Below are 14,779 nucleotides of genomic sequence, written 5' to 3' on the forward strand. Positions count from 1 at the left end.
AGTCGGGGCACGCACGCCGCCACGCCCCGACTTCGCTCCCCCCTGCGCTCTTCACTCCGACTCGAAAGATTTGCCATGCGCACTCTTACGCTCCCCGACGGCTCCGAAGTCCTCTTCCCTGATCGGCCGGCGAGTGCCGACTTCGGGCCCTTGCCGTACAAGCTCACCGTTGACGGTGCCGCGGCCGTCCGCGCCTGCCAGGTGCAGTCCGGGGATCTCGTGGTCGCTCAATTCCCTGACGTGGCAGGCATCCGCGCTACGGATCACGTCCCCGAGCCGTTCGTAGCTAACCCGCGCGCTGTGAGCGACTGCCCGTGCGACGGGTGCGTGGAGTGCGAGGAGTTGGACGCATGGACGCTCGCCGACCACGCTCGCATTGCGGACGCTGACTGGCGGTTCATCTGCTTGGCTCCCCCCGAAGGCGACGAGCCGTGCCTCATCGTCACAAGCAACCAGCCAATAGCCGTGATCCGGGACGGCGTTGTGGCGCGCGCCAAGGCGGCCGCCGCCGATTCACCGGTGCGCACCTTCCGCGTGATGTGGTCAATCGATTTCGAGGCGAGAACGCCCGAGGAGGCTGCGCGGCGTGCGTACGAGCAGCTTCAGGCGTACGGCGCCGACGCCTGGCCGTCAGTGCTGGAGGTGGAAGTCGATGGCGTCCGTACCGTCGTTGACCTGAACTCCGAGGGTGAGGAGGGCGTCTGATGGGTCGCAGTTGGAGCCAGATGGGGCGCGCGGACTTCGACACGGCTGCGCCACTCGCCCTCGTGGACGACCGTGCCGTGCGGGCCGAGGTGCGGGTGCCGGCCGCGCCGGACGCCTACGGCACTGCTGCGCTGTTCGGTGATGAGGTGTCGGTGCGTCGGGTGGCGCCGCCCCGGGCGGTGCGGCGCCAGGCGCCGCAGGCTGACACGTTGTTTGACGTCGCCGAGTAGTACAGCTCGCGTCGTGAGAGGCAATGCCCGTCCGTGATGGGTGGCGACATCGGCGCAACGTGGGGCCTGTTGACGGGTTTCCCCTGGCTGGCTAGCCATTCAATGACGCGCGTTGTAGTATTTCTCGTGTTGGTGGAGAGCAACCGCCAACGCCAAGACCCAAATTGAAGGGGACCCCCATGGCCTCTGCCGCCTACCGCCGTGCCGCCGACATACTCCGCAACCGCGCCCGCGCCAACCGCGCCGCCTCACGCGCTCGCCGCGCCGCCGCAACCGCCGCCCGCCGAGTGCGCACCGGCCCCCGCTCGCTCGCCACCCACATCATCGCCACTGGCGCCCCGGCCCACGTCATCGCGGGAGCCGCTGACGCCCTTCGCACCCAGGCCCGCAAGGCAGGCATCCGCGGCCGCGCCACCCGCATCCGCCGCACCCTCGGCGGACACACCCGCCGCGCCATGACTGGCTACCGCTACACCACCGAACAGGTCGCCCTGATCGTCGCCAACTACAAGCCACGCAAGGCCGAGTACAAGGCCATCCGCGCCGCACTCGCCTAACGGAAACCCGCGGCGCGCCCAGACCGCGCCCCCGCCCACCCCTCCCGAACGGATCTCCCGATGAACCTCACCAAAACCACCTGCCGCTTCGCTCGCTGCCGCGACACCTCTGCCTATCTCGTCACCGACGGCATGTGCAGCTACCTCCTGTGCCCCACCCACACCCGCCGCGCCGTCGCCCGCCTCTCCGCGTGGATCGTCGCCTCCGCTGCCCAGACCCGCCCCAGCAGCACCGCCTGACAGACCTAACGCCTGCCGGGGCACACCACCAACGTGCCCCGGCCCGACCCCTGGGAGACCGCCATGTCCACCCCCGTTGTCCTTCCGAACGCAGTCGCCGCCGCCCACCGCGCCTACGTCCTGGCGAACATCGCCCGAGACCGCGCCACCAACCACCCCGAGCAAGCCACGTTGCTCACCATCGCGGACTGTCTGGACACCGCCGCCCTCGCCTTCCAGACAGAGCCGCCCAACAGGATCAACGGCGTCACGATCACCAACACGATTCCCGCCGATGCCTGGTTGGCGCTGCACGATGCTGCGGAGACTGCACGGAACCACCCATGCGCCGGGTACCCCGCTGATCTTGCCGACTACGTCACACAGCCCGTGTTCCGCGACGAACTCCGCCAGTTCGAGCCTGAGGATCTTGAGGGCGACCCCACCCCAGCAAAGCAGCGCGAGGTAGCCCTTCGCGCCGCGCTCAACTCCGTGCACAGCCTGATCACGCCCGTCAGCGATCGGGCCCTGGTGGCATCTCTGTTCCGTGTCGCTCTCACGCTGCACGCCGAACTCGCCGACGCCCAGCACTGACCGACCAGCCCAGGGGCGCACCCCGAGGTGCGCCCCACCCGACGGCCGGAGAGCAACCGGCCCAAGACCCGAAGGACCCGCTCCCATGAGCAGCACCATGAACGGCGCGGCCCAGGCCGCGCTCCGCGCCCGCATCGCCGCCGGCGTCGCCCGCGGTCGGGTCGCCCCGCCCGCCACCCTCACCGCGCTCTACTTCATGGCGTCCCACCTTGACCGCGCAGCCGAAGCACTCGACGGCAACGCTCATCAGGAGGCGCAGGCGGCGCTGAACGACGCCAGCGAGATCGCGCTCCTTCAGCCGGGCACGCGATTCCCCACGAACTTCGTGGACTACATCACCGCCCCGTTGACCAACGGCCCGCTTCCGATGCCCTCTCCCCTCACTCCGGGTACCCCCGCTCACGTCCAGGAGGAGGTCAGCCTTCGGCAACGTCTCGTCGCCGTGCACGCCCAACTCGCACAAGCCCGCAGCGTGCCTGCCACTTACGCGTGGCTCCCCAGCGCGCTCGCCCTTCAGCGCGACTTGGTCAAGCTCGCCGAAGTCGTCCACCACACGAACGCCACCATCCCCACGACACCGCCAGACACCGAGCCACTTCCCGGCACAGCGCCCGCCATCGAGCTGGACGGGCTCACCACGTACTCCATCGGCATCATCCGGCTGGCCGAGACCAAGGGGATGCGCCCCACCTGGGGCCACCCGCGGGGGAACTCCCGACGCATCGTGCTCAACTCCGCCGGCCCGCACGGCACGTTCGGATCCATCACGGTGGGCCGGGCCAGTGGAAAGGTGCTGCGGGCCGAGGTGATCCCCGGCAACGGCGCCCGCCCGCGCCGCGCTCAGGGCACCAACAACGTCCGCGCCCTGATCAACGGCATCTCCCCGTCAGCTTGTTCGCCCGGCTGCGCCGCGTCCGATGCCGACGCCTGCGCCAGCCGCGCCTACAAGAAGTAACGCACCTCCCGTGAGGAGGCGACACAAAGCGCCTCCTCACGGTCCACTCCCCGGCGAGAGCAACGCCGGAAGACCCGAAGGAAACCCCGATGGCCACGACCGCTTTTGCCGCCGCTCCCCCGGCACTCGCCCATCCCGTTGCCAACCTGCTTCCGCACCGCGACGGCCATGCCTGGACGGCCGCGCCGTACTCGGCCTGGTGGACTGGCCGCCCTGCCGTCCGCCTCACCCAGATTGGTCGGCCCGGCGCCCTGATCCTGGCGGAGAACATCTGGCACTCCGAGGTCGCTTGGCAGCTCGACGATCGCGAGCCGTACGAGCCGGACCTCACTGTCGCCCGGGTCGGCCCCTGGTCGGTCGCTCGCGAGGTGCTACGGCTCGTCCTGCCGCGCCTGGACGATGCCACCGCCGCGGCAACCGACCACCGCCCCAAGGACGCTGAGAAGGCCCGGCTGCGGCACCTCGGCCTGATCAGCAATGCGGTGCGTGCACACGGCGCAGTCCCGCACCAGGCCGCCGGCTCCCAGCCGAACAGTCACCGGCTGACGTGGGAGGCCCAAGGAGTCAGCTACGTCGTGACGTTGGTCGGCAGCAACCCGGCGTGCGAACTGTCCATCACCGGGCCCGTGTCCGAAGTGGAACAGGTGCTGCTGCACTTCCTGCCGACACCCGTCGAGCACACTCCCCGTTTCCCCATGCGGGGCATCCGGACGCGCCTGGGCCGCCGACTGGCCGCTCACCTGGTGCAGTTCACTCCGGTTGACCAACTCGACGACGACGGGCTCACGTTCGGCGAGGGCACCGGCCCGTTCGGCTCCGTGGCCGCGGCGGGCGACCCGATCGCCCGGGTCCGCGACACCACGCCCGTGACCGCCGAGTTGCACAGTGTCGGCGTCGACCACCTGATTCGGCTCGCCGCTTCCCTCGCCCGCTGACCGCCGAGTGTGCCCGGTACTTCCGGGCACACTCTTCGCCGCCAGTGCGTTGCGTCGTATGAGCTGTTGGTGGCCTGCCTCGCGGTGGCACTGTGCCTGGGCGGCGAACCCGCCGTCGTATGGGCGGGGTTGGCGGAGCTCCCGGGAGCCGGGGCGCTGGCGCGCTGCATGGAGCGCGCGGGGATATCGGGGGCCCCGGCCGTGGAGCCGGCCCTGCGGGTCGCGGCCGAACTGCGTGCCGAGTGGGGCCGGGCCGCGGTCGCACAGGCCGACGAGCGGGGGTGTTGGTCACCCTCCTGTTGTCGGGGTGCTTCCTGCCGGCCTTCCTCGTCCTCGGGGTGGCGCCGGTGCTGATCGGGCTGGCGGGCGGGCTGTTGGGGGGTGACGGCATGAGGTGAGGCGGCGATGCGCGGCCCGGAGGTGCGGAACGCACGCGCTAGAGCGGGGGAGGTCGTTGACCGGCCACGGCACGAGCTTTTTGGGCCCACTTCACGATGGCGATTTGAAGTGAAGTTGGCTGGAATGGGCGAGGGATTTGGCGATCCTTCAGCACCTAGGTCGGATGTGTCCGTAAATGAGCGGTAGGTCGTTTGGATCTATCGGAAAGGGGAGCTAACGTCACTCCCCGCCGCTCGACGTGATCATGTCGAGCGGCCCGGGGACGGGGGAAGTAGGGGACGGGGCCGTTCAGGGCCTACGCCTGGAGACGCATTGTCATCTTCCCGAGAGCGCTCCGGATTGACCGAATTGATTGGTTCGCTCCGTGTGCGGCCGATCGCAAGTAACCATGTGGAAATAGGCATTAGTGGGGGAAGAATCAGTGAATACAACTAAGTGGAGCGTTCCGACGGTCGCTGCAGTGGTCGCCTCGGGATTCTCGACGGTGGCTGCGGGCGTAGCGATGGCGATGGTGCTCACCGTCGGAAGCGGAGTCGGCGCGAGTGCTCCGACGGGCACCGGGCCGACGTCTGCAGTCGTAGGACAGTCGGCTGCGGCGGTCCAGGCGGCTTCGAACGATAAGGCTGCGCAGAACCTCAAGGACGCGTTACAGCAGTTCGGCAAGGACCATGTAGCGGCCCCCGCAAAGGTCAAGGCCGAGGCGGTGGCGCGGGTGAAGGGCCAGATAGCCTCCGGCCAGTTGGCGACGCACTTGCCTGACGGTGCGCACCTGTCGATTGAGCGCGCTCGCGCAGCCGTCGGGCCGGACGGTACGACGCTTGCGATCCCCATCGAAGGTGGGGGACTGCTTTCCGCGAGCGGTCTGACGGTGCAGATCGGCAAGGACGGCGCGCTGCACAGCGGCGAGTCGCAGTTCAAGCCCACGGGACCGAACTCCGGGGTGTGGACGGCTTGGCTGGACGGCGTCCTCACGCAGCACGTGAGCGCATCGGGTGACGACTCGTCGGCCCCGGCGACCGGCCCTGTCCCGAAGGTGACCTCGGGTGGTCACGTTCTGCAGGCGGGTTTCACCTCGGGTGGTCACATCCAGCAGGCGGGCTACTGGGACGACCTTAAGAAATGCCTGGATGACTTTTCGATTCCCGGCTGGGCCCAGGGGATCGTCGCCGGGGCCTGCTATGTCGCGGGGCCTGCGTGCCCGGCGGCCATATCCTTGTGGTACGGCAACGCGGCTCTCACCTGCCTGGGCATGTAGCTGTTCGATCAGACGCTGTCGGGCACCTCAAGAAGTCGAGGTGCCCGACAGTGCTCTGCGCGGATGGGGCGTAGTCACGGTTCCGCTCGATCGCTACTTTCGCGTACGCGGTAGTCAGGCGCCCGAGTTGGTGTCTAGGTCAGGTTCACGCTGGAGTAGCCGCTGTAGCGCTGCAACGTGTCGGCTGTAGCGGGTCTGGCCCAGCGGGGTCATGCGGAACCAGGTGCGCGGGCGCCGTCCGACTCCGCCCTTGCGGATCTCGATGTAGCCCGTTTCCTCCAAGGCGCGACTGTGCTTGGAAATCGTCGAGTCGCTCAGCCCTGTCGCCTCCCGGACCGTGCGGAACTCCACCCACTGCGGGCCTGCGGCCAGAAGCGCACAGATCGACAGCTTCGGCAGCGCATGGATCACAGGATCCAATCCCTCGGGTACGTCGGTCACTGCCGCTGGCCCCCCGTCAGGATGTCGCCGCGGATCCCCGCAGCCATCCAGGTCAGCACGAATGCGATCACGCCCCCCGCGACCACCGCGACCACAACGGCCGCCCATGCGGCGCCGCTCGACGAGTCGCTCAGCCGACCCAGCCCAAACATCACCGCCAAACTGCCCAGGCTCGCCAGGGCGAACGCGAGGAAGCGCCGACGCAACGACGGATACGCCGTGAATGGCCGTATATCCCACCGATTCATCCCAGACCGCACGGAGAACATCGTGATCAACGCTAAGAACAGCAGGCCGCCAACCTGGCCGTATGGCAGGTCCGGAATGCCCAAGCGCCGGTAACCGGCCGCCGGGTACGCACTGCTGACCGCAAGCGTCCAGGACACCGCGCTCAACACCGGAAACCACCAGCTCAGCCGAACCTGTGCGGCCGCGGCCTGACGCTGACGAACCACAACGTCCATGCTTACTCGGTACTCGTCCATGCACTCACTCCCACACACAAAGTAACTTTCCATTTGGAAACTACTTTCTAGCCTCACATTTGGCAACCTGAGCATGCAGCCCCTGCGACAACGCCAACGACCGCGTCGCGCCCGCCCACTCCTCGATCGCCCGCGGGGCGTCCACGCCAACGCGCTGCCCGGCGACACAAGCCCCTCCGAGCGGTCACAGTCCGGGGTTCCATCCCCGCTTGGAAGGACACCTCGTGAGCGCTCCCTCGCTCTCCCCTCGGACCGTTGGTCTTGTCGTCGGCGCCTTGCTCGTCATCGTTGGCGCCGTGATTGCGTCGTTGGCGGTATTCGGCGGCAGCGCCGGGCCGGAGACCGAACCCTCCCGTCCGCCGACATCCCAGCCTCCCGAACCCACCTCTCGGCCGACTGCTGACCCGACGCCGGCGCCGAGCTGCCCTATGTACGACTTCGAGTGCCAGGCTGAAGAGACCGGCGGCAACACTGGCGGGGCGCCGGTGCCGCCCGCTGACGGTGAAGTCAGCAGCGTTTAGGCATCATTTAGGCTGATCAACATGAGTACGTCCGTTAATCCCACCTCTGTTCCCAGCATCACGGATCGCGCCAAGATCGTGAAGGTGCTCGGCGGCACTCCAGGCACCTACATGCCGCAGGGGTCCATGGCGAACGAAGTCTTCGACAGTGGCGCGGGGGCCGTTTGCAATCCGTCGTCCGGCAACCGCGCCTGATGGGGAAAGTGAGCGAGATTGATGTCCTAGAGGTTCCCGCGCTCTTACTGCGCATGGTGCCGGAGACAGCGGATCACGTCGCCAAACTTTATGGGATGTCAGCAGAACGGGCTGTTGCCAGCAAAGCCGCACAGTACGACACCTGCATGCTCTTCGATCTGGCATTCACAAGACCAGTCGTACAGCCGGAGCTCAGAAGGGGGATACCGGATCCAGAACTCATGGGCAGATGCTTCGAATTTGTGGAACTAATGACGCGCAGCTCCACTCAAGCCCTCACAGGTCCCGTTTATTTTCAGGCTCTGGAAGCCCTTCTGGAAGAAGATATATTCCTGGAAAAAGCCATCCCTTTCATGCAGGAGCAGACTCGAAGGAAGGTCGTGCAAATGTTGACCAGTTACGAAGCCCCCGCGCCTGATGCGCTCCTCCTGTAACGAGTACGGGCGGCGACCAGCACGGAGCTGTTGGCTCGTTGACGCGCTACCGCATTGCCTGGCAGATCCCATGCTTCACACATCGGCAGCGGCTACGCCTGGCTGGAGGACGGTTGGCGTTGCGCTTCCCTGGCAACGCGGGGCCAGCACCTTTGTTCTGCACATAGGATGCTCCCATGGCACAGAAGGTAGTAACCATTTACACGGATGACCTCACGGGCGAAGAGTCCTCGGAGGCCGCCACCCACGCGATCTCGCTCGACGGCGTGAACTACGAAATCGACCTCGGGCCGGACAGCTACGACAAGCTGCTGGAGGCACTTGCGCCGTTTACCAACGCTGGTCGACGGGTGCGGGGATTGCGGAAGGCCAGTGGTCGTGCAGGTGCGGCAGCAAGCAGCGGCGAGGACACAGCGAAGATCCGCGCGTGGGCCAAGGAGAATGGCCACGAGGTGAACGACCGCGGGCGGGTGCCGACTGAAATCCGTGAGGCATACGCAAAGGCACACTGATCTACCCAAAAGCCACCGAAAGGCCCCCATTCCGTGGGGGCCTTCCTCATTCCCGTCAAGGTGCGGCCGACTACTCCAAGGCGGATCCTGCCTGTATGGCAGCTCCCCTTGCGGTACACCCTCCAGAGCGGACGGGAGGGCGATGGGTTGCAGGCGGGGACTGTCGGCTGGGAGTGATGGATTATTCCGCACGACCGAGGTGTTCGCAGCAGCCCGTCGGCGCCGCAATGGGGATGCTCGTGCAAGGCGCGCCAAGTTCTGCTGTCGGTGGTCGCTGCGACAGTGGGGGCATGAACGTGACCACCACGAATATGCAGCGTGACGGCCGGGACCTCCTCGCGGAGACGTTGCGCGTTCCGGTGTGGAATGCGCTCGCGGAACGGGCTGACGCCATCCGTCGGTCCTTGCCGCCTCGTCCCAACGATCCTCACGGGCACTACGTGTGGCTGCGCAGCCTCGACGACGACCAGGCCCGCCGCGCCGAGCTCTTGGACAGGCTCGACTCGTTGTGCGCCCACATCTCTGGCCGTCCAGTCCCCGGGTATGCCTCGGATGATCCGCTGCCCGTCGCGGCTCTTGATGAGGTTGATGGGTTCATCGGCAACGACGTTGCTCTTCTCATAGCTCGGTATCGGGCGCGGGTTCTGCTGCCGGCGCGACGTTAGATCGCGGGGCCTGGATGCTTCGCCGGTTGCACCCACCCTGTGCCCGGCGCGCGGCCGGCTCCGGCTCGTCGTTGCCAGGCGGTTGAACGGAGCCCCGAATGAATTCCGACGTCATGGACGCCATCGGCGGCTGGGACGCGTGCTGGAACGAGGCGCAGCGGGCGGCCGTCACCGTGATGCAGGCGGCGTTCCCTCCGCTAGTTGAACAGTCGCGGTACGTCGGCTGCCACCCCTTCAGGCTGGAGTACGAAGAGGAGGGCTTCGGCGCTGGGCGGGTGTGTATCGATGCCGATGGTCGCGTGAGGGTGGAGTTTCGCGATGTCCCTAACAAGGTGATCGCCGAGGCGGTCGGCTCAATGCGGTTGCTGCATATCGCCCCGGCCGGCGGCCTCTTGGTGGAGGCGCTGTCGGGTACCTATGTGTACGAATGCGAGTTGAGCTACGCCCAGTTTGAATTCGTCCTCGCCGAGGGCGGATTCGGACGGGTAGACGTCATGAACGCCACTGTCCCGGACGCAGCAGCGGTCTTGATGGCACTGACCGAGACAGCGAAGACCGCGGCCAGTTAGGACGCAGCGAGCGCAACACTGTCGGGGCGTTGTGGCCGCGACGTAAGCGGTAGTTGGAGGTCACTCTGCTCGCCTCGCTCTGAGCGTGAGGTCTGGGCCGTGGCGTGAGCGGCCCGGCGCTTGGGGCAGGTGAGGAGACATCACTGTGGCCGCACGGCGCATCACCGGACCGACGCTCACGGTCCGCGATCTCGTCTACTGGCGAGACGGCGGGCGGTGCGTTCGCTGCGGGTCCGTTCACCGGCTGACGATCCATCACCGTGTCAATCGGGGTATGGGTGGCGCCCGGGAGCCGTGGATCAACCAGGCTCACAACCTTCTTCTGGTTTGCACCATGTGCAATGGCTGGTTCGAGGACAACCCTCAGCCGTCGTACTCGGCCGGGTGGAAGGTGCGCCGTCCGTCCGCGCCGGAGGAGGTACCGGTGCGGTACACCGACGGGCGTTCCTACCTGCTCACCGCGGGCGGAGTGCGCACTGCGGTCGTGGGGGTGTCCTGATGAAGCGAGTGGCGCCGAGGTATGTCGAGTGCGGCCGGTGGACGGCTGGCACGTGGACGACGCCGATGCCTGGCATCTGGTTTGCGGTTGGCTACGCCTATGACCGAGGTGCCCAGTCGTACGAGGTGCGTGGGCCGGCCATCACGATCGGGCGGCGTACCTGGGCGGTGTTCACGGTGCGCTCGCGCGCCGAGCAAAGGGTGCGTAGGCGCGACCCGTGGGCGAGGGAGAGTGAGGAGTTCTTGCCGCTTTCGCGGCGTTGTTGGTGGTGGTCGCGGTGAGGCGTCTCGTCGGTCGCGGGGTCTTGGGGCGCGGCCGGCTCCCGGGGAGTGTGGTGGGTCGGTTTGCGCTGGCCGATTCCCCGTTCCTGGGTGCGGCGAATGCGAGAGGTGACGTCAGTGGGCGGGTGGTTCTGCTGGGGCGGTTCGGGTTTGCCCTGGTCAGAAGGAGTGTACGGCGGTGATGTGACGCGACGGTGACGCGGGTTGTACTATTCTTGGGTTCGTTCGGCATGGGGTTGCCCCAGCCTTCGCCCGGCACCAGCGTGGTGCCGCGATCCGACGGAGGCCCAAGATGACCGCCCCCCACTCGCAGAGCAAAGTCGCGATACCCGAGCACAAGCAGCTTCGAGCCGACGCCAAGCGCGAGGTCGAGGAAGAGCTGTCCGGCATTGCTCGCGCCCACCACCGGTTCGCTCGGGCCAGCGAGATCGTGCAGCAGGCGGACCTGGAGATCGCCGCCCACGTCGAGGAGCGCAATCAGGCAGCCGTGAGCCTTTGGTTGTACGAGGGGGTGCGGGGCGTGGCTCGTGTCCTGGGCGTCTATCCCAACGCGTTCTACGAGATGTACCGGCTCGCGCTGTTCGGCGACAAGAAGGCGAATGTCAGCCACGATGGCGACCTGGTATCCCGCATGTCAGCCGCGGAACGCCGCCAGGCCGCGGAGGACGCCGGAGTGCCGTTCATCGAGGACGCCGCCGAGCGGCTACCGGGCCTGTCCGAGACAGTGTCGGTAGCCACAGCACGCCGCCAGGCCGCCATGCCGTTCCTCCAAGACGCTGCGCTCGAACTGTCCGAGGAGCCGTGCAGCTGGGAGGTAGAGCGCATCGCCAAACTGGGCAACGTCACCACGAAGTACGTTCGCGACTTGAAGTTCAAGGCGAAGCGCCGAAGCCGTTGATCGACCACCCTGTCGACCCGGCTCCAGAGCAGCACCGGGGCCGGGTTTTCAGTCGCCGGTGACCGGGGCCTGAAAACCCGGCGCCGGTGAAACCGGCTCCCGGTGACCCGGGTCCCGGCAGGTCAGGCGCCTTTAGTAGCAACATCAAGCACCACCATTAAGTAATTACGGTGCCTTCGCTTCGCTCAGGCACCGTCAGCGTCCTCGCCAAAGGGCCATACCGGAACCCTGCTGTTTCGTGATCGCAGCTGGATAGGCTGTGCTCATGTCACATTTACGAGTTGCATTTTTTGCTATCGCCCTCGCCGGGACGGTCACGCTCACCGCCTGCTCCTCCGGCAGCGACGCACCGAGCTCCGCTTCCGGTACTCCAGATGGTGGCAAGTCGGCCTCCTCCCCCGCGCCGAAGCCGATCACGACAAGCGTGCCCCAGGCAAAACTCACCCAGGCGCTGCTGGACGACGGCGAGACACTTCCCGGATGGTCGCTGCACGGCACCAAGCGCGTGGCCAAGGGCTATTCCTGCAACACCTCGGGGACCGACTCCGCTCCCAAGGGATGGGTCCGGGGCAGCCAGTCCGCGTACGAATACAAGGGATCCACGAAAAACATGGCCTTCGTGAATATCTGCCTCTTCGACACTGCGGAGAACGCACACAGTGCCTACGTAGCGTGGAAGGGCACCGAGAAGAACAAGCAACAGGCCCCCACGACGTCGGTGGGCGAGGAGAGCACACTCGTGCTCAACCCCGGCCTCAGCGAGGACAGCGTCTACGGGTACAGCCGCTCGGGCAAGGTCGACATCCGCGTGAGGATCGACGGCGGCAATGGTGGTGACCCCTCCGGCGCCCAGGCCATGCTCACTGCGACGTTGAAGCGTCTGCAGCAACTCGAAGCCGGGAACCCTGCCACGATCACGGCACCGGACGAACTGGCCACCGCCAGGAAGTAGTTAGGACGGCCAGATGGCAGCGCTCGGCGCTGTCACAGAATCGGGTGGGGTGACGTTCCCTCCAGCATGACCACCATGCCCAGCCCATTGCCTCTGGCCCGCCACTACTACGAGACCCGGCGTGAGATCCTGGCCTCATGCGGCGCAACGGCAACGCCCTGGTTCCGGCTCACCCCTGACGAACGGGCGGTCGCCGTTGCGGAGGCCGAGATCATCCTCGAAGCGCTCCGGCGCGCACACCGGGAGCAGGACATCGTCGAAGGCCGCCCGGTGGACACCGATATGCCTCGGGAGACGTGGGTGTAACAAGATCGGGCTCGCCGACGTACTTATGGGTGCCGAGGCCCGCATACCCTTCCCCCCTCGGGCGGGTGGGCCTTGAGCAAGGCTTCCGGCGCGAAGCGCACACAACGCAGTCGCCCCCCGCGCGCCGGAAGCCGCGGTCTGGCCGGAGTCCGGGCATGGGCCCGGCCAGACCGCGACACAAACCCGGCCCGCGCGACACCTTGCACCCATGCACCGCACGCAGCCTGACCCGCCGTCACGCACCCGCGTAGCCCCCTCGGCAGCCACGCTGCGCCACGCCCGTCCCGGCGTCGTCTCCCGAGACGCCGCCAATGTCGCCGACATCCTCCTGGGCCTGTCCCCCACCGAGCGCCGCAACGTCTTCAAGCACCAACTCACCGATCGGGAACGCGCCATCGTCATGACGGAGGTCGAACGCACCACCGGGTCCCTGTACGGCCTGTGGCGGGACTCGCCGTCAGGGTTCGTCGAAGACGTTCTCGGCGAGTCCCTGTGGTCCAAGCAGCGGGAAGTTCTCGACGCGATCGTCGACCACAAGCGCGTTGCTGTTCCCGCAGGATTCGGCGTCGGCAAGACCCACCTTGCCGCGCGGGCCGCTGTGTGGTTCACCAACGTCTATCCGGTTGGCACCTCCCTGTGCATCACCACCGCAACGCGCTTCCGGCAGGTGCAGCGCCAACTTTGGCCGCACATCCGCAAAGTGGTACCGCGGGCCGGGCTGCCCGGCTACTGCGACACCGTCCAGTACAAGATGCCCGACCCGTACGGCCAGGACGTCGTCGTCGCCTACGGCTTCTCGGCGCCCTCCAACGACGAGGCCGCGATGCAGGGCATCCACATGCCCCATCTGCTGCTCATCGTCGACGAGGCAGGCGGCATCGCCCCGATGATCGGCCACGGCACCAACAACCTGCTCACCGGAGGGCACGCGGCGATGCTCGCCATCGGCAACCCGGCCATGGACGACCCGGCCTCCTGGTTCGAGGGGCTCTGCGTCGAAGGCGACGATCCAAGCGAGCCGACGACCGTCACCATCCCCATCTCCTCCCTGGACTCTCCGGCGATCACCAAGGAGCACACGCCCTACTGCAGAGACTGCCCGGAAGGCGTTGCCCAGCACTCCCTCGCCGAACACATGCCGGACCAGGACTGGGTCGACCGCACTCTTCGGTCGTACGGCGAAGACCACCCGTACGTGATCGCCAAGGTCTACGCGCGCTTCCCCAAGGGCGGCAGCGGCATCGTCATCCCGTCGTCCTGGGTCGAGGCGGCCATGACCTACGAGGACCCCACCGGCGACGGCTGGCACCGCCTGTGTGACCTGGGCCTGGACGGGGAGAGCGCCCAGCACACCGTCCGGGAAGGCGCCTGGGTCCGCCTCGGGATCGACGTCGCCGCCGACGGCGGCGACGAATTCACCGTGTACCGCGCCGTCGGAGACACCGTCGAATACCGACACGCCTCGGCCGGCGCCGCCAACGACAACCAAGTCTCCGTCGCCGAAGTCGCCCTCAAAGAGATCCACGCCGCGCAGCGCCTCGCCGACGCCTTGAACTCCCCGCACCCCGTGCGCGTCAAGGTCGACCAGAACGGCATCGGCCACGGCGTGGTCAGCATGCTGGAACGCTGGGCCGAAACAGGCCGCCACCGCGCCCAGATCGTCGGCGTCATGGTCTCCGAGTCCCCCAGCCAGGACGACCCCGGCGCAGTCATGCGGCCGTGGCGCAAGCGCGACGAGATGTGGCTCGCGACCCGCAGCCTCCTCCAACCAGACCCATCCACCGGCCGCGGCCGGCTACGCCTCCACGTCGACCGGAAGGCAGCCGCGCAGTTGTCCACACCCAAGCTGCTGTCGAAAACCAACGGCTACACCGAGATTGAATCGAAGAAGGCCATGCGGGCACGCGGCATGAAGTCCCCCGACCGAGGTGAGGCGGTGCTGCTCGCTCTGTATGAGCCGGAGCCCCTGCACACGCCCCGCCGCCGCGGGCTCCTCAACTAACGGAGCCTGACCGCAATGAATCAGCCAGCAAGGCGTAAATTCGACCAGGAGAACGTCCAGCCGCCTCAGCTTCTTTAACGGGCTGCCCCGCGATTGATGTTGGGGCGTGTTGGCCTGGGAGTTCGGCTGGTGGGTGATTCAGCAGGCCGTCGCGCGGACGAGCACGAGGT

At 67.2% G+C, this 14,779-nt stretch carries 20 protein-coding genes and 1 pseudogene; 19 read left to right on the top strand and 2 right to left on the bottom strand.

The window, feature by feature from the left end; translation table 11 throughout:
• Positions 1-75: 75 nt before the first annotated feature.
• The 9 genes and pseudogenes from ACIQU6_RS27985 (at position 76) to ACIQU6_RS28025 (ending at position 5,849) form a co-directional block, all read left to right on the top strand.
• Positions 76-705: a hypothetical protein gene (locus ACIQU6_RS27985; RefSeq protein ID WP_403484448.1), complete on the top strand. Its 630-nt coding sequence runs from the start codon at positions 76-78 to the stop codon at positions 703-705.
• Positions 705-935 carry a hypothetical protein gene (locus ACIQU6_RS27990; protein ID WP_403484449.1) on the top strand — a complete coding sequence of 77 codons (231 nt, stop codon included), beginning with the start codon at positions 705-707 and terminating at the stop codon, positions 933-935. Before ACIQU6_RS27985 ends, ACIQU6_RS27990 begins: the two co-directional genes overlap by 1 nt.
• A 179-nt stretch (positions 936-1,114) precedes the next feature.
• Complete coding sequence (locus tag ACIQU6_RS27995; protein ID WP_403484450.1) at positions 1,115-1,492, top strand: hypothetical protein; 378 nt, start codon at positions 1,115-1,117, stop codon at positions 1,490-1,492.
• Between the two features lie 60 nt (positions 1,493-1,552).
• Positions 1,553-1,732, top strand: a complete 180-nt coding sequence (locus ACIQU6_RS28000) for a hypothetical protein (RefSeq protein ID WP_403484451.1) — start codon at positions 1,553-1,555, stop codon at positions 1,730-1,732.
• 63 nt (positions 1,733-1,795) lie between these two features.
• A complete protein-coding gene (locus tag ACIQU6_RS28005; protein WP_403484452.1) occupies positions 1,796-2,305 on the top strand; it encodes a hypothetical protein in 510 nt (169 codons plus the stop codon).
• Positions 2,306-2,390: 85 nt separating this feature from the next.
• Positions 2,391-3,260 (top strand): hypothetical protein, encoded by an 870-nt coding sequence (locus ACIQU6_RS28010; RefSeq protein WP_403484453.1) that lies wholly within the window; start codon positions 2,391-2,393, stop codon positions 3,258-3,260.
• An 89-nt stretch (positions 3,261-3,349) separates the two neighbouring features.
• On the top strand, positions 3,350-4,195 hold the full coding sequence (locus tag ACIQU6_RS28015; RefSeq protein WP_403484454.1) for a hypothetical protein: 846 nt from the start codon (positions 3,350-3,352) through the stop codon (positions 4,193-4,195).
• 78 nt (positions 4,196-4,273) lie between these two features.
• Positions 4,274-4,593: pseudogene (locus ACIQU6_RS28020) on the top strand (type II secretion system F domain-containing protein); the annotation flags it as partial.
• Positions 4,594-5,054: 461 nt separating this feature from the next.
• Entirely contained in the window at positions 5,055-5,849 is a 795-nt protein-coding gene (locus ACIQU6_RS28025; protein ID WP_403484455.1) for a hypothetical protein, read from the top strand.
• A gap of 114 nt (positions 5,850-5,963) precedes the next feature.
• Here the strand turns inward: ACIQU6_RS28025 and ACIQU6_RS28030 are convergent, their stop codons facing one another.
• A complete protein-coding gene (locus tag ACIQU6_RS28030; RefSeq protein ID WP_403484456.1) occupies positions 5,964-6,290 on the bottom strand; it encodes a winged helix-turn-helix domain-containing protein in 327 nt (108 codons plus the stop codon).
• Positions 6,287-6,775, bottom strand: a complete 489-nt coding sequence (locus ACIQU6_RS28035; protein WP_403484457.1) for a hypothetical protein — start codon at positions 6,773-6,775, stop codon at positions 6,287-6,289. The genes ACIQU6_RS28030 and ACIQU6_RS28035 overlap by 4 nt, the downstream gene beginning before the upstream one ends.
• 542 nt (positions 6,776-7,317) lie before the next feature.
• Between ACIQU6_RS28035 and ACIQU6_RS28040 the strand changes: the two genes are divergently transcribed.
• The 10 genes from ACIQU6_RS28040 to ACIQU6_RS28085 all read left to right on the top strand — a co-directional run bounded on the left by ACIQU6_RS28040 (position 7,318) and on the right by ACIQU6_RS28085 (position 14,609).
• Positions 7,318-7,491: a hypothetical protein gene (locus ACIQU6_RS28040; RefSeq protein ID WP_403484458.1), complete on the top strand. Its 174-nt coding sequence runs from the start codon at positions 7,318-7,320 to the stop codon at positions 7,489-7,491.
• Between the two features lie 8 nt (positions 7,492-7,499).
• Positions 7,500-7,925 (top strand): hypothetical protein, encoded by a 426-nt coding sequence (locus tag ACIQU6_RS28045; protein WP_403484459.1) that lies wholly within the window; start codon positions 7,500-7,502, stop codon positions 7,923-7,925.
• Between the two features lie 176 nt (positions 7,926-8,101).
• Positions 8,102-8,437, top strand: a complete 336-nt coding sequence (locus ACIQU6_RS28050) for an Lsr2 family protein (RefSeq protein ID WP_403484460.1) — start codon at positions 8,102-8,104, stop codon at positions 8,435-8,437.
• Positions 8,438-8,727: 290 nt separating this feature from the next.
• Positions 8,728-9,102 (top strand): hypothetical protein, encoded by a 375-nt coding sequence (locus ACIQU6_RS28055; protein ID WP_403484461.1) that lies wholly within the window; start codon positions 8,728-8,730, stop codon positions 9,100-9,102.
• Between the two features lie 98 nt (positions 9,103-9,200).
• Positions 9,201-9,671, top strand: a complete 471-nt coding sequence (locus tag ACIQU6_RS28060; protein WP_403484462.1) for a hypothetical protein — start codon at positions 9,201-9,203, stop codon at positions 9,669-9,671.
• Between the two features lie 334 nt (positions 9,672-10,005).
• Positions 10,006-10,170, top strand: a complete 165-nt coding sequence (locus tag ACIQU6_RS28065; RefSeq protein ID WP_403484463.1) for a hypothetical protein — start codon at positions 10,006-10,008, stop codon at positions 10,168-10,170.
• A 573-nt stretch (positions 10,171-10,743) separates the two neighbouring features.
• Positions 10,744-11,349, top strand: a complete 606-nt coding sequence (locus ACIQU6_RS28070; RefSeq protein ID WP_403484464.1) for a hypothetical protein — start codon at positions 10,744-10,746, stop codon at positions 11,347-11,349.
• A 265-nt stretch (positions 11,350-11,614) separates the two neighbouring features.
• Positions 11,615-12,301, top strand: a complete 687-nt coding sequence (locus ACIQU6_RS28075) for a hypothetical protein (RefSeq protein ID WP_403484465.1) — start codon at positions 11,615-11,617, stop codon at positions 12,299-12,301.
• A 75-nt stretch (positions 12,302-12,376) separates the two neighbouring features.
• Positions 12,377-12,607, top strand: coding sequence for a hypothetical protein (locus ACIQU6_RS28080; protein WP_403484466.1), 231 nt, complete (start codon positions 12,377-12,379; stop codon positions 12,605-12,607).
• Positions 12,608-12,815: 208 nt separating this feature from the next.
• The gene (locus ACIQU6_RS28085; protein ID WP_403484467.1) at positions 12,816-14,609 is read left to right on the top strand and encodes a hypothetical protein; all 1,794 of its coding nucleotides are present in this window, start codon (positions 12,816-12,818) and stop codon (positions 14,607-14,609) included.
• Positions 14,610-14,779: the final 170 nt, after the last annotated feature.

The organism is Streptomyces sp. NPDC090442, assembly GCF_044769405.1.
Lineage (GTDB): Bacteria > Actinomycetota > Actinomycetes > Streptomycetales > Streptomycetaceae > Streptomyces.

Coding starts and splice junctions, on each gene's coding strand:
- ACIQU6_RS28075 (WP_403484465.1), top strand. CDS start 11,615: ATGTCACATTTACGAGTTGCATTTTTTGCTATCGCCCTCGCCGGGACG.
- ACIQU6_RS27990 (WP_403484449.1), top strand. CDS start 705: ATGGGTCGCAGTTGGAGCCAGATGGGGCGCGCGGACTTCGACACGGCT.
- ACIQU6_RS27985 (WP_403484448.1), top strand. CDS start 76: ATGCGCACTCTTACGCTCCCCGACGGCTCCGAAGTCCTCTTCCCTGAT.
- ACIQU6_RS28015 (WP_403484454.1), top strand. CDS start 3,350: ATGGCCACGACCGCTTTTGCCGCCGCTCCCCCGGCACTCGCCCATCCC.
- ACIQU6_RS28000 (WP_403484451.1), top strand. CDS start 1,553: ATGAACCTCACCAAAACCACCTGCCGCTTCGCTCGCTGCCGCGACACC.
- ACIQU6_RS28035 (WP_403484457.1), bottom strand. CDS start 6,775: ATGGACGAGTACCGAGTAAGCATGGACGTTGTGGTTCGTCAGCGTCAG.
- ACIQU6_RS28010 (WP_403484453.1), top strand. CDS start 2,391: ATGAGCAGCACCATGAACGGCGCGGCCCAGGCCGCGCTCCGCGCCCGC.
- ACIQU6_RS28040 (WP_403484458.1), top strand. CDS start 7,318: ATGAGTACGTCCGTTAATCCCACCTCTGTTCCCAGCATCACGGATCGC.
- ACIQU6_RS28065 (WP_403484463.1), top strand. CDS start 10,006: ATGTGCAATGGCTGGTTCGAGGACAACCCTCAGCCGTCGTACTCGGCC.
- ACIQU6_RS28050 (WP_403484460.1), top strand. CDS start 8,102: ATGGCACAGAAGGTAGTAACCATTTACACGGATGACCTCACGGGCGAA.
- ACIQU6_RS28005 (WP_403484452.1), top strand. CDS start 1,796: ATGTCCACCCCCGTTGTCCTTCCGAACGCAGTCGCCGCCGCCCACCGC.
- ACIQU6_RS28060 (WP_403484462.1), top strand. CDS start 9,201: ATGAATTCCGACGTCATGGACGCCATCGGCGGCTGGGACGCGTGCTGG.
- ACIQU6_RS28055 (WP_403484461.1), top strand. CDS start 8,728: ATGAACGTGACCACCACGAATATGCAGCGTGACGGCCGGGACCTCCTC.
- ACIQU6_RS28070 (WP_403484464.1), top strand. CDS start 10,744: ATGACCGCCCCCCACTCGCAGAGCAAAGTCGCGATACCCGAGCACAAG.
- ACIQU6_RS27995 (WP_403484450.1), top strand. CDS start 1,115: ATGGCCTCTGCCGCCTACCGCCGTGCCGCCGACATACTCCGCAACCGC.
- ACIQU6_RS28080 (WP_403484466.1), top strand. CDS start 12,377: ATGCCCAGCCCATTGCCTCTGGCCCGCCACTACTACGAGACCCGGCGT.
- ACIQU6_RS28085 (WP_403484467.1), top strand. CDS start 12,816: ATGCACCGCACGCAGCCTGACCCGCCGTCACGCACCCGCGTAGCCCCC.